This is a genomic window from Streptococcus mitis (assembly GCF_023109515.1).
Taxonomy (GTDB): Bacteria; Bacillota; Bacilli; order Lactobacillales; family Streptococcaceae; genus Streptococcus; species Streptococcus mitis_CS.
The window spans coordinates 923,199-943,421 of record NZ_JALDUM010000001.1 but is presented as its reverse complement, the minus strand read 5'-3'; the positions used below and the strand labels follow the sequence as shown (position 1 = coordinate 943,421).

Here is a 20,223-nt window from a genome sequence, read left to right as displayed (position 1 = left end):
AACTAGATGAAACTGATATTTTTACACGGATTAGGGCAGTCAGCAGAGAGTTGGAAAGAAGTTCGGAATCTACTGACAGATTATCCTTCTGAGGCTATTGAGTTATTTCCTTCTGGAGTTAGTAACTATCAACAAGCTAAAGAGCGAGTTTATCAGCATCTAGCTCAAGAGACAGAACCTTTTATTTTGATTGGATTGTCCTTAGGTGCTGCCCTAGCATTAGAACTATCTAGTAACGATTTATCAAATCTTCGAGCTTTGGTTCTGTCAGGATGCCCGCTAAAATTAGCAGGGAATATCCTATTTTATGTTCAGTTGCTGATATTTAAATTACTTCCCAAAAGAGTATTTGAAAAACAGGGAGCAGACAAAGCTCTTATGGTCGGAGTTTCTGAGGAATTGAAGACACTTGATTTAACTGATATATCAAGAACTTGTCCTTATCCAACCTTACTAATTTGTGGCAGCAAAGATAAACCGAATCTTAGTTCTATGAGAAGTCTTCATAAACTAATATCAGAATCCAAATTTCAGATTATCCCTGAAGGTCCTCATATTCTGAATAGAGCTAAGCCAAAAGAGTTTGCAGAAATAACCAGAAGTTTTCTTGAATTGCTGAAATAAGTTTGATAAAATAATATTGAAATCGATAACATTCCTATAGGAGAAAGTAATGAACAAACGTCTATTTTTAAAAATGAGTCTGGCTACCTTGCCAGTTTTAGCCTTGTTTTCACAACCTGTGTTAGCAGAAGAAAACATCCATTTTTCTAGCTGTAAGGAAGCCTGGGCTAATGGCTATTCGGATCTTCATGAGGGGGATCCTGGTTATTCTGCCAAGTTAGATCGCGACCATGATGGTGTGGCTTGCGAATTGGAGAATGCCCCTAAGGGTGCCTTCAAAGCAAAACAAGAGACTACAACTCAAACTGATACAAGTTCAGCAACAACAAGTGGTTGGGTTAAGCAGGACGGTGCTTGGTACTACTTTGATGAAAATGGAAATCCAGTGAAAAATGCTTGGCAGGGAAGCTATTACCTGAAATCAGACGGAAAAATGGCCCAGAGCGAATGGATTTATGATGATTCTTATCAAGCTTGGTATTACTTGAAATCAGATGGTTCGTATGCTTATAGTACATGGCAAGGAAATTACTATTTGAAATCAGATGGTAAAATGGCTGTCAATGAATGGGTTTATGATGCTACTTACCAAGCTTGGTATTATCTAAAATCAGATGGATCTTATGTTTATAGTGCATGGCAAGGAAATTACTATTTGAAATCAGATGGTAAAATGGCCCAGAGCGAATGGATTCATGACTCTTCTTATCAAGCTTGGTATTATTTGAAATCAGATGGCTCTTATGCCTATAGCACATGGCAAGGGAATTACTATTTGAAATCAGATGGTAAAATGGCTGTCAATGAATGGGTTGATGGTGGACGTTATTATGTTGGCGCTGATGGAGTTTGGAAGGAAGGTCAAGCAAATACAGCTTCTTCTAGTAATGATAGCAATAGTGAATATTCGACTGCTTTAGGAAAGGCAAAAAGTTATAATTCGTTATTCCACATGTCAAAAAAACGTATGTATAGTCAATTAACTTCTGATTTCGATAAATTTTCAAATGATGAAGCTCAATATGCAATTGATCATTTAGAAGCCGATTATAAATATAATGCCTTATTTAATGCTAAGAACTATAGAAAATTATTTAATATGTCTAAATCTGGTCTTTTCAATCAATTGACCTCTTATATAGATGGCTTTACAGAAGAGGAAGCTCAATATGCAATTGATCATTTAGATGATTAACAGATACTGTTAGGCGAAAAAATTCCTTATAATTCATTTACGCAAACCTTTGCATAAATGAGTGAATTTTGTTATACTAGTACTGTAAGCATTTTCAATTAATTCATAATTAAAAAGGAGAATATGATGAGTCAAAAGATTATTGGGATTGACCTTGGTGGAACTTCTATCAAATTTGCAATTTTAACTCAAGAGGGAGAAATCCAAGAAAAATGGTCTATCAAGACAAATATTTTGGATGAAGGAAGCCACATTGTAGATGATATGATTGAGTCTATTCAGCATCGTTTGGACTTGCTTGGATTGGCAGCAGCGGACTTCCAAGGAATTGGGATGGGATCACCAGGTGTGGTTGACCGTGAAAAAGGGACTGTTATCGGTGCCTACAACCTCAACTGGAAAACTCTTCAACCAATTAAAGAAAAAATTGAAAAAGCCTTGGGCATTCCATTCTTCATCGATAATGATGCCAACGTAGCAGCTCTTGGTGAACGTTGGATGGGTGCTGGTGATAACCAACCAGATGTTGTATTTATGACACTCGGTACTGGTGTTGGTGGCGGTATCGTCGCTGAAGGCAAATTGCTTCACGGTGTTGCTGGTGCAGCAGGTGAGCTTGGTCATATCACTGTTGACTTTGATCAACCAATCGCATGTACTTGCGGTAAGAAAGGTTGCCTTGAGACAGTTGCTTCAGCAACAGGGATTGTCAACTTGACTCGTCGCTATGCCGATGAATACGAAGGCGATGCAGCCTTGAAACGCTTGATTGATAATGGAGAAGAAGTAACCGCTAAGACTGTCTTTGATTTGGCAAAAGAAGGAGACGATCTTGCTTTGATCGTTTACCGTAACTTCTCACGTTACTTGGGAATCGCTTGTGCTAACATTGGTTCAATCCTAAACCCATCAACAATCGTTATCGGTGGTGGTGTGTCAGCTGCGGGAGAATTCCTTCTACAAGGTGTTCAAAAAGTTTATGACGAAAATACCTTCCCACAAGTACGCACATCAACAAAATTAGCTCTTGCAACTCTAGGAAATGACGCTGGGGTTATCGGAGCAGCATCACTTGTATTACAATAAAATAATAAAAGGAGAAAAACACTACTTTAAAGCGAGTGATTTTCCTCCTTTCTTTTTTTATGCTATACTAGTTAGGAAATAAATGAGGTGAGAGTAAATGACAAAAGCAGATACGATTTTTAAAGAGAATATTGAACGAATCCTCAAAGACGGTGTCTTTTCTGAGCAGGCCCGTCCCAAGTATAAGGATGGGACTGTTGCCAACTCCAAGTATGTAACGGGTGCATTTGCCGAGTATGACTTGGCAAAGGGGGAATTCCCCATCACAACCTTGCGTCCTATTGCCATCAAATCCGCCATCAAGGAAGTGCTCTGGATTTACCAAGATCAGTCTAATAGCTTAGAAGTGCTGAATAGCAAGTACAATGTTCACTACTGGAATGACTGGGAAGTGGGAGATACGGGAACCATTGGTGAACGCTATGGGGCGGTCGTTAAGAAACACGATATCATCAATAAGATCCTTAAACAGTTGGAAGCTAATCCTTGGAATCGTCGCAATATCATCTCACTCTGGGATTATCAAGCTTTTGATGAGACAGACGGCCTTCTTCCGTGCGCCTTTCAGACCATGTTTGATGTCCGCCGTGTAGATGGAGAAATCTATCTGGATACGACCTTGACCCAGCGTTCGAATGACATGCTAGTGGCCCACCATATCAACGCTATGCAGTATGTGGCTCTTCAAATGATGATTGCCAAACATTTTGGCTGGAAGGTTGGAAAGTTCTTCTACTTCATCAATAATCTCCATATCTATGACAATCAATTTGAACAAGCTCAGGAATTGCTTCGTCGTGAGCCGTCAAATTGCCAACCACGTTTGGTCTTGAATGTTCCAGATGGGACCAATTTCTTTGATATCAAAGCAGAAGATTTTGAGTTGGTGGATTATGACCCTGTTAAGCCACAGTTGAAGTTTGACCTAGCTATTTAAAAGAATAGAAAAAAGAAGTTGAGACAATGAATCTCAACTTCTTTTGTTTCTTAACGTGATACGCGGCGACGAGCTGCTTTTTTACGGTTTTCTTCGATGAAAGCTGCTTTTTGCTCTTCTGGTTCGATCACTTTCTTTTTAAATGCGTATACTGCACCTGCGACGGCAGCGACAGTTCCTGCGACACCTGTTACAAGACCTTTAGCGAATCCTTTAGCCATGAGTCTTCCTCCTTTATCTTCTTAATCAGCCAGCCCCTTCAAGAGGTCACATTTTTCTGACTGACCTTTTTGTGTTATAATAATAGTAACGAAAAAATGGGAATTTTTCAAGGAAAAAAGATGAAAACAAAAATAATTGTGATCGTTGGGCCAACTGCTGTTGGAAAAACGGCCCTTGCCATTGAAGTGGCCAAGCACTTTGGTGGGGAAGTTGTTAGTGGCGACAGTCAGCAGGTTTACCGAGGTCTAGATATTGGGACGGCTAAGGCTAGTCCAGAAGAACAGGCAGCTGTTCCCCATCATTTAATCGATGTTAGAGAGGTAACCGAGTCTTACTCGGCTTTTGATTTTGTTTCAGAAGCTAAGATGGCTATTGAGGATATTCACAGCCGTGGCAAGCTAGCCATTATCGCTGGTGGGACTGGACTTTATATTCAGAGCTTGCTTGAAGGCTACCATCTAGGTGGGGAGACTCCTCATGAGGAGATTTTAGCTTATCGAGCTAGTTTGGATCCTTATACAGATGAGGAATTAGCCCATCTTGTGGAGCAAGCAGGCCTTGAGATTCCTCAGTTTAATCGTCGTCGTGCGATGCGTGCCTTGGAGATTGCCCATTTTGGTCAGGATTTGGAAAATCAAGAGACCTTGTATGAACCTTTGATCATCTGCTTGGATGATGAGCGTAGTCAGCTTTATCAACGTATCAACCACCGAGTGGATCTGATGTTTGAGGCTGGACTTTTGGATGAGGCCAAGTGGCTTTTTGACCATTACCCTGATGTGCAGGCTGCTAAAGGTATTGGATACAAGGAACTCTTTCCGTATTTCCGTGGAGAGCAATCCTTGGAAGAAGCCAGTGAGAGTCTCAAGCAGGCGACTCGCCGATTTGCCAAGCGCCAGTTGACCTGGTTCCGTAACCGCATGCAGGTCACCTTTTATCAGATTGGAGAAGCTGGTGTGCAAGACCGCATTTTAAGCCAGATAGAGGAGTTTTTAGATGATTGATACGGAAAAAAAAGAGGAGCGAGTCCTGCTGATTGGTGTGGAATTGCAGGGCATGGACAATTTTGATCTCTCTATGGAAGAATTGGCTAGTCTAGCTAAGACAGCTGGGGCAGTCGTTGTAGATAGTTACAGACAAAAACGTGAAAAATATGATTCCAAGACCTTCGTCGGCTCTGGTAAGTTAGAAGAAATTGCGCTCATGGTGGATGCAGAAGAAATTACCACTGTCATCGTCAACAATCGTTTGACACCACGGCAGAATGTCAATTTAGAAGAAGTTCTCGGTGTCAAGGTCATTGACCGTATGCAGTTGATTCTGGATATCTTTGCAATGCGGGCTCGAAGTCATGAAGGGAAACTCCAAGTCCATCTAGCTCAGCTCAAATACCTCTTGCCTCGTTTGGTTGGTCAGGGGATTATGCTCAGCCGTCAGGCAGGAGGAATTGGTTCCCGTGGACCTGGTGAAAGCCAGCTGGAGCTGAACCGTCGTAGCGTTCGCAATCAAATCACGGATATCGAGCGCCAGCTCAAGGTGGTTGAGAAAAATCGGGCGACTGTCAGAGAAAAACGTTTGGAGTCAAGCACCTTTAAGATTGGTTTGATTGGTTACACCAATGCTGGGAAATCAACTATCATGAACACCTTGACCAGTAAGACCCAGTATGAGGCTGACGAGCTATTTGCGACTCTAGATGCGACGACTAAGAGTATCCATCTGGGGGGAAATCTCCAAGTAACTTTAACAGATACAGTTGGCTTTATCCAAGATTTGCCGACAGAGTTGGTGTCCAGTTTTAAGTCAACCTTGGAAGAAAGCAAGCATGTGGACCTTCTGGTTCATGTTATCGATGCCAGCAATCCTTACCATGAGGAGCATGAAAAAACAGTCCTGTCCATCATGAAAGACCTGGACATGGAAGATATTCCTCGCCTGACCCTTTATAATAAAGCGGATTTGGTGGAGGATTTTACGCCGACCCAAACGCCCTATGCGCTCATTTCTGCCAAGTCTGAGGATAGTCGAGAGAATTTGCAGGCTTTGTTTTTAGAGAAAATCAAGGATATTTTTGAGTCCTTTACTCTGCGCGTGCCTTTTTCAAAGTCCTACAAGATTCATGATTTAGAAAGTGTTGCGATTCTTGAAGAACGTGATTATCAAGATGACGGCGAAGTGATTAGAGGCTACATTTCCGAGAAAAACAAATGGAGGTTAGAAGAATTTTATGACTGATATCAAAACCTTAGCTCTAAAGTATGGGGGCTATACAAGTCTGGATAAGGTCTATCTGGACCAACTTCTAACTGGTAGAACAGAGCAGGAGCAGTTGGCACTGATTACTCCTCCTCCCAGCGTGGTCAATGCTTACTTTGCAGAACTCTATCAGAAAAAGAGTCCTGAAGCAGCGACGGATTATTTTTCAGAACTTAGTCAGGAACTGAACCTCTACAATACTGAGCCAAGTTTCACTGAAGAAAGCAAACCCTTTATTCGTCTGAACCTATCGGGCAAATCCTTTGGTTTTTGTTATGAGAGTGAGGGACTGGGTCGAATTTTCTCTGAGAATGAAGAGAAGATTTCGGATGACTTGCTTTTTGAAATTGCACAAATTTTTCCCCATCAACTAGTCTTTGAAGAGTCTGGCAAGATTTACATGAAGGCTGTTGGAGATGAGGAAGTTGTTAGCATGGAGAGTCTCACGGCTTTGACTGATTTGGAAAGCTTGACTGATGGTCGTAAACGTCTTAAAGGTTACAGCCAAGAGGAGTTATTACAAGAAGCCACAGCTTTTTCTGGCAAGCGCTATTTCCGATCGGAAAACCGCACAGCCATGTTATATATTGATTAATTAGAAAGTATCGAATGGATATTCAATTTTTAGGAACGGGGGCTGGCCAGCCCTCTAAAGCCCGCAACGTTTCAAGTCTCGCTCTGAAACTTTTGGACGAGATTAACGAAGTCTGGCTCTTTGACTGTGGAGAAGGTACGCAAAATCGCATTCTGGAAACCACAATTCGACCGCGTAAGGTTAGCAAAATTTTTATCACCCACCTGCATGGAGACCACATTTTTGGCTTACCAGGTTTCCTTTCTAGTCGAGCCTTTCAGGCTAATGAAGAGCAGACGGATTTGGAAATCTATGGACCTCAAGGGATCAAGTCCTTTGTCTTAACCAGCCTTCGTGTGTCAGGTTCGCGCCTGCCTTACCGTATTCATTTTCATGAGTTTGACCAAGATTCTTTAGGAAAAATCCTTGAGACCGATAAATTCACAGTGTATGCAGAGGAGTTGGACCACACTATTTTCTGCGTTGGCTATCGTGTTATGCAAAAGGACCTAGAAGGTACCTTAGATGCTGAAAAGCTCAAGGCTGCTGGTGTCCCATTTGGCCCACTTTTTGGGAAAATCAAGAATGGTCAGAACGTTGTTCTTGAAGATGGGACTGAAATCAAGGCAGCAGACTATATCTCAGCTCCACGTCCAGGTAAAATTATTACTATTTTAGGAGACACTCGAAAAACGGATGCCAGTGTGCGTCTGGCTGTTAATGCCGATGTCCTTGTCCATGAGTCCACTTATGGCAAGGGTGATGAAAAAATTGCTCGTAATCATGGTCATTCAACTAACATGCAAGCTGCACAAGTAGCGGTAGAAGCAGGTGCTAAACGCCTCTTGCTCAACCATATCAGTGCCCGTTTCCTCTCAAAAGATATCAGCAAGCTCAAGAAAGACGCTGCCACAATTTTTGAAAATGTGCATGTGGTCAAAGACTTGGAAGAAGTGGAAATCTAAAAGATTGAGGAAGGATAAGTATGCCTACTATTCTCATTACCGGAGCTAGCGGTGGTCTAGCTCAAGAAATGGTCAAACTTTTACCAGAAGACCAGCTCATCTTGCTTGGTCGAGATAGGGAAAAATTAGCTCAACTCTACGGAAATCATCCCCATGCAGAATTGATTGAAATCGACATTACCGATGATTCATCCTTAGAAACTCTGGTAGCAGACCTCTATCTCCGCTATGGCAAGATTGATGTCTTGATTAACAACGCTGGTTACGGGATTTTCGAGGAATTTGACCAGATTTCTGACCAAGATATTCACCAGATGTTCGAGGTCAATACCTTTGCCTTGATGAATCTATCTCGTCGCCTTGCTGCTCGTATGAAGGAAAGCCGAAAAGGCCATATCATCAATATCGTCAGCATGGCAGGTCTGATCGCTACTGGCAAGTCCAGCCTTTACTCAGCAACCAAGTTTGCGGTCATTGGTTTTTCAAATGCGTTACGCCTCGAACTTATGTCCTACGGTGTTTATGTAACGACGATCAATCCAGGACCAATCCGCACAGGATTTTTTGACCAGGCCGACCCAGATGGAACCTATCTCAAGTCGGTTGAACGCTTCCTGCTAGAACCAGATGCAGTGGCTAAAAAAATTGTTAAGATTATAGGTAAAAACAAACGCGAACTCAATCTACCGATGTTGTTGAACCTAGCCCATAAGTTTTATACCCTCTTCCCCAAGTTAGCTGATAAGCTGGCAGGGGAGATTTTTAATTATAAATAAAAAAAAGTTGTTCCTAACATGGAGCAACTTTTTTGACGATTAGAACAAATCAATACCTGTCTTATTTAATGCGTGGCAGTGATAGGTGAAGGCATTGATAAAATTAGAGTAGTATTGCTGATCAATAAATTTTGCGCTTTGAAGATAATTAAATAGATTTTTCGCTAAAGGAATAGCCTCAGGTTTATTCCATCTAAATTGATTGTAAACATGTTCAACTTCTAGAAACATGAGGGGAATAGCTAGATAGCCTCGTTCGAAGGTCTGAAGTGATTTAATTTTTTTAATAATATCATCAGCCTTTTGATAGTAGCCCAATTCAGAGAAGTATTTTGCAGAGAAAGTAAGAGCATTTAAAATACGTATGTAGGTGTCAGTATTAGCACTTTCTTTGTACATAAGTAGTAATTGTTTGGTCATATGGTCAATGAGTTCCATCGGGCAATGATTGACGATAACACGATAAATTTCAAGTTCGATACTATTAAAGACATCCGATTTCATTAAATGCTTGATAATGTTTTGAATTCTGGCAATGGTTTCTGGACTCTTTGATATGGTTGGATAATGTCTTAATTTAATAGATTTAAAAATCATTTCTGCTTGAAGTGGATTGTCTTTTAGATAGACATCAAATAATTTTTCGTATTCTTCAATGTAAGTGAGGATATCTTCTTCATGGACCACATGCTTGCCAAATTCAATAGCAGGTAATTCTAAGCAGTCTCCACCTTTATTTGCATAGGCGAGAACAAAATCATTCCATTCAACTCCGATAACAATTAAAAGTTTGGCAAAGTTTTCAAGTGAAATTCCTTTTTCTCCTTTTTCAAATTGACTTAGGAACTGTGGTGATACGATATCTGAGGCGGCTTCCTTTAGGCTGAGTCCTCGTGCTTCGCGCAGGTACTTAAATGTAGCTCCAAATGGGTATAGATTTTCCATAAATAATCTCCTTACATACTTCTAAGACTATTATACAAAAATTTAGAGAAAAAAATGGAGAAAGAAAACTATAGTTACAAAATACTAGAATTCTATGCTATTTTTTATTTTTATGAACAAGATTGAAACTATAGTTTAAATAGCGAAAAATTTAAATATCTATTATGGTATGATAAGGGAAAGAATAGCTAATAAAGCCGGCTTGTTATACTAGTATAACAAGGATTGACTTACCACTCAATCCTATTCTATCAGTCATTAAAGGAGAAAAAGAAATGGTAAAAATTTGAAGAATTGATACTAGAAAAATATCATATTTACTTTTACAGTTACAAGATAGTTATCATAAATTTTTAGCAAAATAGAAATATATAAGGAGTTTTGTTATGAAAAACAGAAAAATGTTGGCCTCTTCTTTACTAGCTGGTGCTTTATTGTCAGTAGGATATGTAGCTTCTAAACCGATAGAGGTTCACGCTTTAACAGATATGAGTGTAAAAGATACTCAAAATCCCTTGAAAATCACCTTGATACAGACAGCTGGAGGTGATACAGTGGATACACTTTTGGTTGACCTTCAAAGAAGTTCTACAACTACTGATAATACAGCTCTTGATTTTGATATAGTTAATGAAGATACTGGGGCACTTGCTTCTTCATCCTTTTTTGGTAGATTTAGAGGAAGTAATAGAATAAAAGAGGGAATTAATATAGTATTAGTAAAAGATGGGAACTACCATCTAGATATTTACAGTTCAGGTGATTTTGGAAAACGTTACTTCGGACGTTCAGAAGTTTTTAGAATCTCTAGAGGTGAATATTATCCGATTAAAAAGGTAGAGATACCAACAGCGACAGAAACTCCAAAACAAACCACTAACTCTAACTCAGGTCAGACTGGTTGGTCCGGTTCTTCTTACTATAAAGCTGGTGTTAAAGTAGTGAATCAATGGATTTTTGATGTTCAGTACAATTCTTACTTCTACCTAAATGCTTCAGGTAACTTTGTTCAAAATGCTTGGTCAGGCAACTACTACCTCAAGTCAGGTGGCTACATGGCTAAGAGCGAGTGGATTTATGACAATAACTATAAATCATACTATTTCTTGACAGCAGAGGGTAGTTATGCACGTAATACTTGGTCTGGAAGTTACTACCTCAAATCAGATGGTAAAATGGCTAAGAGTGAGTGGATCTATGATAGTAGCTACCAATCTTACTATTATCTAACATCAGAAGGCAGCTATGCTCGTAACACATGGGTAGGCGATTACTATCTCAAGTCAAATGGTAAGATGGCGGTCAACGAACGTACCCCAGATGGCTACCAAGTAGATGGCTCAGGTAAGTGGGTGAAATAAGAAAATAATCTATACTGTAGATAAAACTTATTTTAAACAGGGAGAAAAGAGAAAATAATGGAAAAACATGAAAACCAAACGAACGAAGAAGTGACCGTAGAAAAAGTCGAAGAGACTACGGAAAGAATGGAAGAATCAATTAATGAAGTAGTTAAAGAGAAGACTGATAGAGTAGAAGCAATCAAAAAAGAGGCATCAGCTTTTGTAGATAAAGCTGGACAACAAATCGAAAATCTAGATATGAATGGTCTCATTGAAAAGATTAAAAAATTATTTGAAACAAAGCCTTTACAATCTGTCGGGATAAGCCTAGCTATCTTTCTTGTTCTGTTCTTTGGAGTTCGTAAATTAACCAGTGATCCCTTAGATGGAACTTATGAAATTTTAACAAAACGTGATCATTTAATCATGGTGATTAAAGGAAATGCTGGGACCGTCATCTCTGAAGATTCAGACGGAGACAAAGAAAAAAGATTAGTGAAAATTAATAAACAAAAGAAAGTATTGACAATAACAGACGATGAAGGAAGAGAAATAGGAAAAACAAAATATATGTTAAAAGATAAAGAACTCTATCTTCAAGAGCCAGATCAAACCTTTAACCGAGTAAAATAGACAACGCATTCAAAGCTTACCTCAGTACCCTAAAAGTTACTGGGGTAAGAAATTGTATATTGTATATAGGGAGAATATCAAATGAAATTTAAAAAATTAATAACTCTAGCCAGCTTGGTTGGCCTAATTACTTTCTTATTGCCTGTTGTTACATCAGGTAATCAATCACTAGCTCCGGTAAGTGAACATGTTTCAGAATATTTGGATGTACCATTATGGTATCTATTTTTGGTTTGGTACGGAGCATTTGTAATTAATTTCTTATTATCTTTAGTAATTGGAAAAGGAAGAGTGCTTCAAATTATTACATCGATTATAGTTATTCTGTTAAGTCTATTTGGAATTCTTGTTCATTTTTCAATAACAAAAGAATTGGTTGGAAGATCGAATTTAGGTCTTGGAGCGATTCTATATTATGTATGTGTTGTAATAAATCTTTTCGCAGCAATAATGATTATAAAAGGTGATAAAGCTACTAGTGAAAAAATGAATTAAATAATTTCATTTCAGTAGTAGTTGGGATGAATGTTATAGTAGAAATTCGGTATTATATAGTGATAAGAGAGGTTTTAGGTTGAAATGAAAAAAATTTTATTTCGTTTTCCATTTTGGTATTATTTAAATCCAATTAATTTTTTAGGTGTAGGTGTATTAGGTTTTATCACCTATTACAATACTGTAAGAATATTTTCAGAAATTGCTGAGTTTGAGAAATTTAATGTTGCTCATTCACATAATCAGTTTTTTGTAATATTAGGTATTGTGTTCCATATTATTTGGGCAATTATCAATATTCTATTGTATCCGTATGTATTTTCTTACATTTTTAAAGTAGTCTCAAATATTATACCAAAAGGATTTTTCTTCAGTTTTATGTTTAAGCAAATAGGTGCTGCATATAGAGAGGAAATGGATAAAGGGGATATTTATTTAAAACATAGAATCTATTATGATTATCGTGGATATCCTACATCCATTGAACCAGTATATGATAGGGCAATTGATCGTGCACTTGACGCAGTTAGTGGAATGTTTGCGATTCAGTTTGGAATTAGGATTGTTTGTGTGAGTGTTGGTATAGTGCTTTTAATAGCAACATGGTATTTCACAATTTTCTATGGTTGGTTCTTTGCTATTAAATATAATCGTCAACATCCTATAAAAAAAAGAGTCAAAATGAACCAGTAAAAATGCCTTCAATTCAAAATGTGAATCAAATTTCTGAAGTACAGGGGAGTGAATTGGATTCTGAAAGTACGATATCGAGTGATAATAGAAATCAAGAAATTTCTTCGCAAAAAAGAAAAGTGTCTGATTTATTAACTCAAGAAAGGGTAGAAAAGGCTGGGAATATTTTGGAAAAAATGCTATCAATCTTAATTAGAATTAGTATTGGATTTTTCAAAGTTTTAGGAAAAGTTGTATTCTTTACTTTGAAAGTTACTAGGGGAATTTTTAGAGGTATTGAGCATTCTGTGGAAGATTCAATCAGAAGAATGTTTTAGTCAGTGAAATTAAAACTTAAATATGACATAAAACTGTAGATAGATTAATAAATGATAAAATCTAAATGAAATGATATCTATAAGTCATTTTATTTAGATTTTTAATGGTTTAGAAAGATAATAGAAAAATGACAACATATAGAGTAGGAACAAGTTTTAGTTCATGGTCTTTTGGAGATGCTTATTCGAAGGCTAAAGATGGGGATATTCTTGCATTGGAAGAAGGTTATATGCTTGAGTTACCAGCAGGAAGACACTATAAGATAGAAAAAAGCATCAAAATAGTTGGGAAAATTTCTGAGACCGAAGGTGGAGGAACACTTTATCACAATACTATAGCAGCGACTCTGAGAATTATGAACGGAGTTACAGTTCAGTTTGAAAATATTTGGTTTCAAGTAGATGACCACCGTTGTGCTTTAGTAATAAAGGGGAATTCAACTGTAGTTCTAAATACTGTATACTTTAATGAACAATTAGATAATAAAAAAGTTTTCATAATGGTTGAAGGTAAGTCAAAATTGTTAATCGAAAATGCAGGAAATCAACTATATAATGGTTCTTACAGTACAACATCAATTAAAGTTAGTAATTCTACTCTAGAACTAAAACGTGCTGAGTTAAATATAAAATTGAATGCAGATAATGGTTCATCTATTCAAATGGAAGATACAGTGATTGAGAGATGGGGTTCTAATATATTAACTATAAAAGATTCATCAGTGACTTCCATAAATACTGTCTTAAAAGGGGGAAGTGCTGAACAAGATTACCCTGCTGTTTTTTTAAGTCGTTCGACTGCAAAATTACAAAATACAGAAGTCATTCAACCGTTGTATCGAGCTGCTGTCTGTCTAACAAATAGTGCTAGCCTTGAATCAATTGGAGCTTCTTTGACATCAATAAGAGCAATTAGTAGTCGAGTCTGTATAGAGCAAACGGTCATTAGGGAATCTCTTATGTTAGAATCCAATTCATTTTGTAGGGTTCGTGATTTTGTTGATATCATAGGTGAGAACGAGGAAAAAATTGATATTTATTGTGGAGCTTCTGTCTTAGTAGCAAATACAATAAAATTAAATCGTAATATTACCCCAAATATTCGACTTTCAGATAGTTCATACCTAATTGCAGATACTATTCTTAAAGAATTTGAAAATACGGATGGTATAATATGGGATATTTCAGATGATAGCTGTAAAATTTTGAATGAAGAGAGTACAAATTCTGAACCACAAGAGGAAATTAGTGAAACTATCGAACGCGATTATGAGGAAGAATTGTACAGCTTGATTGGTTTAAATAATGTAAAAAAAGAAGTCCAAAAATTACTAAGAACAGTCGAATTCAATCAAAAAAGATTATCAGAAGGTCTTCCAATTCAAGAACAATCTCTACATTCTGTTTTTACAGGAAATCCTGGTACAGGGAAGACAACAGTAGCAAGATTATTAGGTAGAGTTCTCTTTGACAGAGGTGTTCTCCCTGGAGATGAATTTAAATTTATTGAGGTTTCTGAGTCGGATCTTATTGCAACTCATATTGGTGAGACAGCAGTACAAACGCAAGCAATATTGGAGAAGGCTAAAGGTGGTATTCTTTTTATTGATGAAGCATATACTTTAAATAAGGGAAAATCATCTCAACATAATTTTGGACTAGAGGCTATAAACACAATACTAAAGTATATGGAAGATTACCGCAATGAGATTATGATTATATTTGCGGGTTACACTAAAGAAATGGAACAGTTTTTTGAAACAAATCCTGGATTAAAGTCACGTGTACCAAATACATTCTTCTTTGAGGACTATTCTGGTGATGAAATTGTCGAAATGGGATTGAAAAATCTTCAGAAATCTTCGTATCAACTTGAAGACGAATCTTATTATGCTATGAGAGTCAAGCAGGCCTATAGTCGCTCGTTAGATCATAGTAATGGACGATGGATTCGTAATTTTAATGAACACTTAATGAGAGCTTTAGCCAATCGTGTTGTTGAGACGCAGGTTGATGACTATGTGACAATTATCAATGACGATATTGATGATGTCCTTCTTCAAGGCACCCAACAACCAGAAGAAAATCAAAAAGATGCTTTGGAACAACTACAAAACTTGATAGGAATACAGAAAGTTAAAAAACAGGTTGAACAATTTATTTCATTAGCAGAGTTGAATAAGAAGAGGGAAGAACAAGGCGCTGCTGTAAGCGAGTTCTCACTACATTCCTTATTCTTGGGAAATCCAGGGACTGGAAAAACTACTGTAGCTCGTATCGTAGGAAAAATTCTTTATCAAAAGGGAATTATTCCTCAAAATAAATTCATAGAGGTATCTCGAAGTGATTTAGTAGCTGGGTATGTAGGGCAAACGGCTATCAAGACGCAGGAAGTATTGAAATCTGCTTTAGGGGGAGTTTTGTTCATTGATGAAGCATACACGCTATCAAATTCTAATGAAGATCGATTTGGTAAAGAAGCAATTGATGAGATTCTTAAATTCATGGAAGATCATAGAAGAGATATTGTCATTATTTTTGCTGGATATACAAAGGAAATGGAAGAATTTCTCTCAGTAAATTCAGGACTACCAAGCCGAATTCCAAATACTTTTGATTTTGAAGATTATACAGCGGATGAAATTATTCAAATTGGTTTATTAGGATTAAACAATCAAGGATACTTAATTGATGTTGATTATTATTCTAAAACAATTGAATCTTTGTATAATAAAATCAATGATTGTAGTAATGGTCGCTGGATTAGAAATATCAATGAAAAAATCATTAAGAATTTATCAATTAGAGTATCACGTGATAACGTGACTGATTTATCTACAATAGATAAAGTCGATATTGAGAGAATGATGCTAGAATATGAGAGATTATAAAAATATGGAGAATCGTTTGAAATTACTAAACAAATTACTGATGGTGGTTTGTTCTATATTAGGTTTGTTTTTACTAGTGGCTTCAGCCCAAGCTGACAGTACTGACTACAACCAACTATTTCCACAAATTACTGAGAAGTGGGAGAGCAAACATCTATTTGAAAATAATGCTAATAGACTTGGTTACGCTTTGATGGATATTGATAAAAATGGGACGGAGGAGTTATTAATCGGACTAAAAAATAGGGAAAAATGGGAATTATTTGAAGTATATTATATGAATGATAATACTCCAACTCCCTTATTTGATAGATTTTGGGATACAAGTCTTAGAATGGGGACAGTTATTAATACTTACACAGATGGAAGTATTATTGTTTTTGAAAGTGTTCCAGGGATTATGTCATATAGATTGTTTCAACTTTCTAAAGAAAATAAAGAGCCAACTTTAATTAAAAAAGGTGAATTTAGAGCAGGAGAAGGTGATCTGGATGACTTAAACCTTGATTCTAAAACAAAGATAGACACCTCAACGATTGAATATACTTCTCTAAATCTCCCGATTATTGGAGATAATATGGATCCTAATCCTCCTATGCCAAAGTCTCTTGTCGATGCTAAAATTGGAGATGAAATTCCTCTCCCATCCGAATTAGTAGGTACTTGGATTAATAAAGAGCCAAATAATGGTACTAAGCCTGGTAGAGCTTCATCACTTATTTTAGGAGAGGATGGAAGCTACACTGGAAGCTTTAAAGATGGAGATATTAGAGGGAAATTATCCCGTCTTAAAAAAGTGAGTGAGAATGGATTTATTGTCTTAAAAGATAATCAGGAGGGGCAATCGTTTGCTTTTAGTATCGGTTTAGGTGGAGGTTTGCCTCCTGGTGAGCGAATTGATTTAGGAATGGTATTGGAGGGACGGACTTTATTTTCTGTATCATGGCGAGTCAAAGAAGGAGCAGAAGACTACTCCAAACCGACTAAACAAGTAGCATTTGTTAATCCAACTTATGGTCCTAAGAAAATCGAGAAAAAAGCAGAGCAAGAAGTAGCGAAACAAGGTGATACAGTAGCAGAATCAACTCAAGATAGTAGTGAGGAGATAAAATCAGAACAAAAACAATTCGGAAACATTCCAGTGTTTGGCATTGTTGCAGGAGCTGGACTTGTCCTTGTTGTAATTCTGTCTATATTTTGGTTTAAAAAATAAGATTTTATAAAATCATTTTGATTTACTATTAGAGAAAAAACCTCAAAAACTAGGGTTGAAAACTAGTTTTTGAGGTTTTTAGATTATTCAATTCAGAGTGATTCTCATACTCAATGAAAATCAAAGAGCAAACTAGGTAGCTAGCCGCAGGCTTTACTTGAGTACGGTAAGGTGACGCTGACGTGGTTTGAAGAGATTTTCGAAGAGTATCAACTATCAAACTGAACTTCTTCTAGGAGATAGTCGATAAAGCGTTCGCCCATCTTAGATAGGCTGGTTTTTTCATGCTGGATATAGACCAGCTCAATTGGATCATCAATATCCAGTGGGATAGAAACGATATTGTCTCCGTTGAGGTTGCTGTTCAAAATCCCTGTCGCAATGGTATAACCATCCAAACCAATCAAGAGATTAAAGAGGGTGGCACGGTCACTGACCACGATGGATTTCTTGTGGTGCTCTTGGGAAAGGATTTCCTCTGAAAAGTAGAAGGAATTGTGCGTTCCCTGGTCATAGCTGAGGTAAGGGAAATTTTCCAAATCAGACAGTTTCACCTTGTCTTTCTTTGCCAGAGGGTTGGTCTTGCTGACAAAGATATGGGGCTGGGCTGTGAAGAGGTGGTGAGCCAGCAGGTGGTTGTCATCCAGCATTTTGGTTAAAACATCACGGTTGTAGCTGTTTAGGAAGAGGACACCGACCTCACTACGGAAGTTCTTGACGTCGTCGATAATTTCCCAAGTCCGTGTTTCACGAAGGAAGAGCTCGTATTTTTCCATATCACTTTTCTTTAGTAGAGAGACGAAAGCGTTGACTACAAAGGCATAGTGCTGGGAGGAAACACTAAAGAGTTCGCGGTGGGCGACAGGATTTTTATAGCGTTCTTCCAGAAGCTGAGTTTGCTCGACAACCTGACGGGCATAAGAGAGGAACTCCATCCCATCACGGGTCAAGGTAATTCCCTTGGGATTGCGGATAAAGATCTCAATGCCCATCTCATTTTCCAAATCTCTCACAGCATTAGAAAGACTCGGTTGGGTAATGAAAAGTTGTTTAGCTGCCTCATTCATGGAGCCAGTTTCGACGATTTTGATAATATAATGTAATTGTTGAATTCTCATGTTTTTATTGTACCATACTTGCGTCAGAATCGCCAAAGATGATAGGGAAATCAGGAGCATTGTGTGAGTCTCTTCTTGAAAAAAACACAAAATTTTGCTAGAATGAGTCTTATGAAAACATTCTATGATGTGCAGCAATTCCTCAAACGATTTGGTATCATTGTTTACATGGGAAAACGCTTATATGATATTGAACTGATGAAGTTGGAACTCTCTCGGATTTACGATGTAGGGTTGATGGATAAACTAGACTATCTAGAGGCAGAAGCGGTTCTTCGCAGAGAGCACAAGGTAGAATTGGATTATATTGAGAAAAATGGAGAAAAGAACTAATGGTTACTTGGATTTTGTGGGCACTTATACTAGCAATGTTGGCATGGATGGGCTTTAACTATCTTCGTATTCGCCGTGCAGCTAAAATCGTGGACAATGAGGAGTTTGAAGCCTTGATTCGTACGGGTCAATTGATTGATTTGCGCGACCCAGCAGAATTCCACAGAAAACATATCCTTGGTGCACGCAATATTCCTTCAAGTCAGTTGAAAACTAGTCTTGCAGCTCTTCGTAAGGATAAACCTGTCCTTCTTTACGAAAACCAACGTGCGCAACGAGTTACAAATGCTGCCCTTTACTTGAAAAAACAAGGTTTTACTGAGATTTATATCCTTTCTTATGGTTTGGATTCTTGGAAAGGGAAAGTGAAGACTAGCTAACCTTATTTCCAAATTAGTCGAATGATAGGATGAAGCTATTGTTTTATAGTATAATTAATTTGTATAAATTTAAGGAGTTCTTAGAACATGAAAGAAAAGAAGAAAAATCCACTTTTTGTGGGTATCTTGTCGATTATTCTTGCTTTGTTATTTCCGTTGGGAGGTATTGGTTTAGGTATTACCAGTTTATTGTATGCTAACTCACTTCAAAAAGAATCTGGACTAGACTATAAAACAGAAAAAATTATAGCTATTGTAGGGATTGTAGTTTCCGTAATTAATTGGGTTTTAGGATTGATTCTTTTTATGAATTAAGTAGTGTAAAATAAAAAAGCTTTAAATTTAAAGCTTTTTTATTTTATCGACTCATCTCTAAATAGTTTTTAATGATTTGTAACTCTTTTTGGTTCAAAGGGAGGTAGTTACCTTCTGCTAAATCTGGGTTCAATGTGAAGTCCCCAAATTGGATTCTCTTGAGGCTAGTCACCTTGACACCAACCGAGAGGAACATTTTCTTGACTTGATGAAATTTCCCTTCTGAAATGGTGATAGAGGCGTGACTGTGGGAAGGACTTGCAGATAGAATCTCTAGTCTTGCAGGTTTACAGACAGTACCATCTAAAAAGACAATTCCCTTTTGAAAGGCTTGGATATGGTCAGGTGTCAGAAGTCCATTAACCTCAACCTGATAAGTTTTATCGACATGATATTGGGGATGGAGGAGCTGAAAGCCCAAGGGTCCGTTATCGGTCACGAGGAGGAGTCCTGTCGTATCTCGGTCCAGTCGGCCGACGGCATAGAGCTTGTCAGACTGGATGTCAGGCGAAAGGAGGTCCATGATGGTTGGAAGTTCCCTGTCTTTATTGGCTGTAACGACACCAGCAGGTTTATGAAGCATAAGGTAGGTGTGCTCATAGCCTTGAATGATTTGGTCTTGAAAAAGGAGTTCTTGTAGTCCTGTATCGATATTTTGGGCTAGGGAGCGGGCAGGGCAACCATCGACTAGAATTTCTCCTCTGAGTAAGGCTTGTTTCATAGCCTTTCGGCTGATTTTTTCTTGGGCTAATAAATTATCTAAACGCATACTGTGCCTATCTTATCATAAGTCGCTTGCTTTGAAAAGGCTTGACGTGAAAAGAAAAGCAGAGTGAAAACATTTACACTTGCTTGAATTATGTTATTTACTTGAAATTATGGTATAATCGTTCAGTTAGAAAATAAATTTTG

23 protein-coding genes are annotated in these 20,223 nt (G+C 37.7%); 19 read left to right on the top strand and 4 right to left on the bottom strand.

Translation table 11 applies throughout. The features are described 5' to 3' along the window. The first annotated feature begins 6 nt into the window (after positions 1-6). The 4 genes from M1G05_RS04715 to M1G05_RS04700 all read left to right on the top strand — a co-directional run bounded on the left by M1G05_RS04715 (position 7) and on the right by M1G05_RS04700 (position 3,842). Positions 7-624: an alpha/beta fold hydrolase gene (locus M1G05_RS04715; RefSeq protein ID WP_125454739.1), complete on the top strand. Its 618-nt coding sequence runs from the start codon at positions 7-9 to the stop codon at positions 622-624. 49 nt (positions 625-673) lie between these two features. Further along, entirely contained in the window at positions 674-1,819 is a 1,146-nt protein-coding gene (locus M1G05_RS04710) for an Ltp family lipoprotein (protein WP_125454740.1), read from the top strand. A gap of 126 nt (positions 1,820-1,945) precedes the next feature. Then, positions 1,946-2,905, top strand: coding sequence for an ROK family glucokinase (locus M1G05_RS04705; RefSeq protein ID WP_049493290.1), 960 nt, complete (start codon positions 1,946-1,948; stop codon positions 2,903-2,905). Positions 2,906-3,002: 97 nt separating this feature from the next. Then, the gene (locus M1G05_RS04700) at positions 3,003-3,842 is read left to right on the top strand and encodes a thymidylate synthase (protein WP_238096368.1); all 840 of its coding nucleotides are present in this window, start codon (positions 3,003-3,005) and stop codon (positions 3,840-3,842) included. A 50-nt stretch (positions 3,843-3,892) separates the two neighbouring features. Here M1G05_RS04700 and M1G05_RS04695 read toward each other — a convergent pair whose 3' ends face one another. Beyond that, positions 3,893-4,063 carry a DUF3042 family protein gene (locus tag M1G05_RS04695; protein ID WP_001051780.1) on the bottom strand — a complete coding sequence of 57 codons (171 nt, stop codon included), beginning with the start codon at positions 4,061-4,063 and terminating at the stop codon, positions 3,893-3,895. Positions 4,064-4,183: 120 nt separating this feature from the next. Between M1G05_RS04695 and miaA the strand changes: the two genes are divergently transcribed. From miaA to M1G05_RS04670, 5 genes are read left to right on the top strand one after another with little or no spacing between them, the layout of a single operon-like run. Further along, a complete protein-coding gene (gene miaA / locus M1G05_RS04690; protein WP_223340804.1) occupies positions 4,184-5,068 on the top strand; it encodes a tRNA (adenosine(37)-N6)-dimethylallyltransferase MiaA in 885 nt (294 codons plus the stop codon). Then, positions 5,061-6,299: a GTPase HflX gene (gene hflX / locus M1G05_RS04685; RefSeq protein WP_223340802.1), complete on the top strand. Its 1,239-nt coding sequence runs from the start codon at positions 5,061-5,063 to the stop codon at positions 6,297-6,299. Before miaA ends, hflX begins: the two co-directional genes overlap by 8 nt. After that, entirely contained in the window at positions 6,292-6,915 is a 624-nt protein-coding gene (locus M1G05_RS04680; RefSeq protein ID WP_020903657.1) for a cystathionine beta-lyase, read from the top strand. The genes hflX and M1G05_RS04680 overlap by 8 nt, the downstream gene beginning before the upstream one ends. 14 nt (positions 6,916-6,929) lie before the next feature. Beyond that, entirely contained in the window at positions 6,930-7,859 is a 930-nt protein-coding gene (gene rnz / locus M1G05_RS04675; protein ID WP_020903658.1) for a ribonuclease Z, read from the top strand. Between the two features lie 20 nt (positions 7,860-7,879). Then, positions 7,880-8,635, top strand: coding sequence for an SDR family NAD(P)-dependent oxidoreductase (locus M1G05_RS04670; RefSeq protein ID WP_247953211.1), 756 nt, complete (start codon positions 7,880-7,882; stop codon positions 8,633-8,635). A 39-nt stretch (positions 8,636-8,674) separates the two neighbouring features. On the opposite strand, the gene M1G05_RS04665 is transcribed toward M1G05_RS04670, so the two are convergent. Next, positions 8,675-9,580 carry a helix-turn-helix domain-containing protein gene (locus M1G05_RS04665; protein ID WP_049502386.1) on the bottom strand — a complete coding sequence of 302 codons (906 nt, stop codon included), beginning with the start codon at positions 9,578-9,580 and terminating at the stop codon, positions 8,675-8,677. 386 nt (positions 9,581-9,966) lie between these two features. Here M1G05_RS04665 and M1G05_RS04660 point away from each other — a divergent pair, with 386 nt between their 5' ends. The 7 genes from M1G05_RS04660 (at position 9,967) to M1G05_RS04630 (ending at position 17,165) form a co-directional block, all read left to right on the top strand. After that, the gene (locus M1G05_RS04660; RefSeq protein ID WP_247953210.1) at positions 9,967-10,941 is read left to right on the top strand and encodes a choline-binding protein C; all 975 of its coding nucleotides are present in this window, start codon (positions 9,967-9,969) and stop codon (positions 10,939-10,941) included. Positions 10,942-10,998: 57 nt separating this feature from the next. Then, positions 10,999-11,556, top strand: a complete 558-nt coding sequence (locus M1G05_RS04655) for a hypothetical protein (RefSeq protein WP_247953209.1) — start codon at positions 10,999-11,001, stop codon at positions 11,554-11,556. 81 nt (positions 11,557-11,637) lie between these two features. Beyond that, positions 11,638-12,051 (top strand): hypothetical protein, encoded by a 414-nt coding sequence (locus M1G05_RS04650; RefSeq protein ID WP_153199527.1) that lies wholly within the window; start codon positions 11,638-11,640, stop codon positions 12,049-12,051. 84 nt (positions 12,052-12,135) lie between these two features. Then, a complete protein-coding gene (locus M1G05_RS04645) occupies positions 12,136-12,744 on the top strand; it encodes a hypothetical protein (protein WP_247953208.1) in 609 nt (202 codons plus the stop codon). A gap of 2 nt (positions 12,745-12,746) precedes the next feature. Further along, positions 12,747-13,061, top strand: coding sequence for a hypothetical protein (locus M1G05_RS04640; protein ID WP_247953207.1), 315 nt, complete (start codon positions 12,747-12,749; stop codon positions 13,059-13,061). Between the two features lie 128 nt (positions 13,062-13,189). Then, positions 13,190-15,952 carry an AAA family ATPase gene (locus M1G05_RS04635; RefSeq protein WP_247953206.1) on the top strand — a complete coding sequence of 921 codons (2,763 nt, stop codon included), beginning with the start codon at positions 13,190-13,192 and terminating at the stop codon, positions 15,950-15,952. Beyond that, complete coding sequence (locus tag M1G05_RS04630) at positions 15,939-17,165, top strand: hypothetical protein (protein ID WP_247953205.1); 1,227 nt, start codon at positions 15,939-15,941, stop codon at positions 17,163-17,165. Before M1G05_RS04635 ends, M1G05_RS04630 begins: the two co-directional genes overlap by 14 nt. Before the next feature lie 209 nt (positions 17,166-17,374). Here the strand turns inward: M1G05_RS04630 and M1G05_RS04625 are convergent, their stop codons facing one another. Further along, on the bottom strand, positions 17,375-18,283 hold the full coding sequence (locus M1G05_RS04625; RefSeq protein WP_001222592.1) for a LysR family transcriptional regulator: 909 nt from the start codon (positions 18,281-18,283) through the stop codon (positions 17,375-17,377). Between the two features lie 63 nt (positions 18,284-18,346). Between M1G05_RS04625 and M1G05_RS04620 the strand changes: the two genes are divergently transcribed. The 3 genes from M1G05_RS04620 to M1G05_RS04610 all read left to right on the top strand — a co-directional run bounded on the left by M1G05_RS04620 (position 18,347) and on the right by M1G05_RS04610 (position 19,311). Then, positions 18,347-18,616: a YqgQ family protein gene (locus M1G05_RS04620; protein ID WP_247953204.1), complete on the top strand. Its 270-nt coding sequence runs from the start codon at positions 18,347-18,349 to the stop codon at positions 18,614-18,616. Next, complete coding sequence (locus M1G05_RS04615; protein ID WP_033685338.1) at positions 18,616-18,996, top strand: rhodanese-like domain-containing protein; 381 nt, start codon at positions 18,616-18,618, stop codon at positions 18,994-18,996. Before M1G05_RS04620 ends, M1G05_RS04615 begins: the two co-directional genes overlap by 1 nt. A gap of 87 nt (positions 18,997-19,083) precedes the next feature. Next, on the top strand, positions 19,084-19,311 hold the full coding sequence (locus M1G05_RS04610; RefSeq protein ID WP_033685337.1) for a hypothetical protein: 228 nt from the start codon (positions 19,084-19,086) through the stop codon (positions 19,309-19,311). A gap of 43 nt (positions 19,312-19,354) precedes the next feature. Here the strand turns inward: M1G05_RS04610 and M1G05_RS04605 are convergent, their stop codons facing one another. After that, complete coding sequence (locus tag M1G05_RS04605) at positions 19,355-20,080, bottom strand: 16S rRNA pseudouridine(516) synthase (RefSeq protein ID WP_247953203.1); 726 nt, start codon at positions 20,078-20,080, stop codon at positions 19,355-19,357. Positions 20,081-20,223 lie beyond the last annotated feature (143 nt).

Coding starts and splice junctions, on each gene's coding strand:
- M1G05_RS04715 (WP_125454739.1), top strand. CDS start 7: ATGAAACTGATATTTTTACACGGATTAGGGCAGTCAGCAGAGAGTTGG.
- M1G05_RS04710 (WP_125454740.1), top strand. CDS start 674: ATGAACAAACGTCTATTTTTAAAAATGAGTCTGGCTACCTTGCCAGTT.
- M1G05_RS04705 (WP_049493290.1), top strand. CDS start 1,946: ATGAGTCAAAAGATTATTGGGATTGACCTTGGTGGAACTTCTATCAAA.
- M1G05_RS04700 (WP_238096368.1), top strand. CDS start 3,003: ATGACAAAAGCAGATACGATTTTTAAAGAGAATATTGAACGAATCCTC.
- M1G05_RS04695 (WP_001051780.1), bottom strand. CDS start 4,063: ATGGCTAAAGGATTCGCTAAAGGTCTTGTAACAGGTGTCGCAGGAACT.
- miaA (WP_223340804.1), top strand. CDS start 4,184: ATGAAAACAAAAATAATTGTGATCGTTGGGCCAACTGCTGTTGGAAAA.
- hflX (WP_223340802.1), top strand. CDS start 5,061: ATGATTGATACGGAAAAAAAAGAGGAGCGAGTCCTGCTGATTGGTGTG.
- M1G05_RS04680 (WP_020903657.1), top strand. CDS start 6,292: ATGACTGATATCAAAACCTTAGCTCTAAAGTATGGGGGCTATACAAGT.
- rnz (WP_020903658.1), top strand. CDS start 6,930: ATGGATATTCAATTTTTAGGAACGGGGGCTGGCCAGCCCTCTAAAGCC.
- M1G05_RS04670 (WP_247953211.1), top strand. CDS start 7,880: ATGCCTACTATTCTCATTACCGGAGCTAGCGGTGGTCTAGCTCAAGAA.
- M1G05_RS04665 (WP_049502386.1), bottom strand. CDS start 9,580: ATGGAAAATCTATACCCATTTGGAGCTACATTTAAGTACCTGCGCGAA.
- M1G05_RS04660 (WP_247953210.1), top strand. CDS start 9,967: ATGAAAAACAGAAAAATGTTGGCCTCTTCTTTACTAGCTGGTGCTTTA.
- M1G05_RS04655 (WP_247953209.1), top strand. CDS start 10,999: ATGGAAAAACATGAAAACCAAACGAACGAAGAAGTGACCGTAGAAAAA.
- M1G05_RS04650 (WP_153199527.1), top strand. CDS start 11,638: ATGAAATTTAAAAAATTAATAACTCTAGCCAGCTTGGTTGGCCTAATT.
- M1G05_RS04645 (WP_247953208.1), top strand. CDS start 12,136: ATGAAAAAAATTTTATTTCGTTTTCCATTTTGGTATTATTTAAATCCA.
- M1G05_RS04640 (WP_247953207.1), top strand. CDS start 12,747: ATGCCTTCAATTCAAAATGTGAATCAAATTTCTGAAGTACAGGGGAGT.
- M1G05_RS04635 (WP_247953206.1), top strand. CDS start 13,190: ATGACAACATATAGAGTAGGAACAAGTTTTAGTTCATGGTCTTTTGGA.
- M1G05_RS04630 (WP_247953205.1), top strand. CDS start 15,939: ATGAGAGATTATAAAAATATGGAGAATCGTTTGAAATTACTAAACAAA.
- M1G05_RS04625 (WP_001222592.1), bottom strand. CDS start 18,283: ATGAGAATTCAACAATTACATTATATTATCAAAATCGTCGAAACTGGC.
- M1G05_RS04615 (WP_033685338.1), top strand. CDS start 18,616: ATGGTTACTTGGATTTTGTGGGCACTTATACTAGCAATGTTGGCATGG.
- M1G05_RS04610 (WP_033685337.1), top strand. CDS start 19,084: ATGAAAGAAAAGAAGAAAAATCCACTTTTTGTGGGTATCTTGTCGATT.
- M1G05_RS04605 (WP_247953203.1), bottom strand. CDS start 20,080: ATGCGTTTAGATAATTTATTAGCCCAAGAAAAAATCAGCCGAAAGGCT.